General features: G+C 61.4%; 1 pseudogene. It reads right to left on the bottom strand.

The features are described from left to right. Nucleotides 1–79 precede the first annotated feature (79 nt). Nucleotides 80–311: pseudogene (locus tag V5F77_RS29275) on the bottom strand (IS110-like element ISMno25 family transposase); the annotation flags it as partial.

The following is a 311-nucleotide window of genomic DNA, read 5'->3' as shown; positions in this document are numbered from 1 at the left end:
CGGTTCGGTCAGGTAGATCGCACGCCTACCTTGTCTGTGTATTCACTGCGTTGTCGAAAAACCACGCCACGCTCGATAATCAGGCAGGCTTCAGCACCGCTCCTTCGGGAACGACACCATCGCTTGCATAACGCCATAGGGCGATCAACAATTTGCGCGCGAGCGCGACGAGCAGCACCTTCTTCAGGCGCCCCTTGGCGCCGGCCAGGCGTTCCCTGAACCATTTCGCCAAGGCGCTCTCCGGCTGATAGCGCAGCCACAGCCATGCGAGTTCTCCCATCGCCGCACGCAGACGCCGATTGCCGGCCTTG

This window comes from Roseixanthobacter psychrophilus (assembly GCF_043195195.1).
Classification (GTDB): domain Bacteria; phylum Pseudomonadota; class Alphaproteobacteria; order Rhizobiales; family Xanthobacteraceae; genus NCEH01.
Note: the sequence above shows the minus strand (reverse complement) of the source record. Positions and strands in the feature narration are given on the sequence as shown.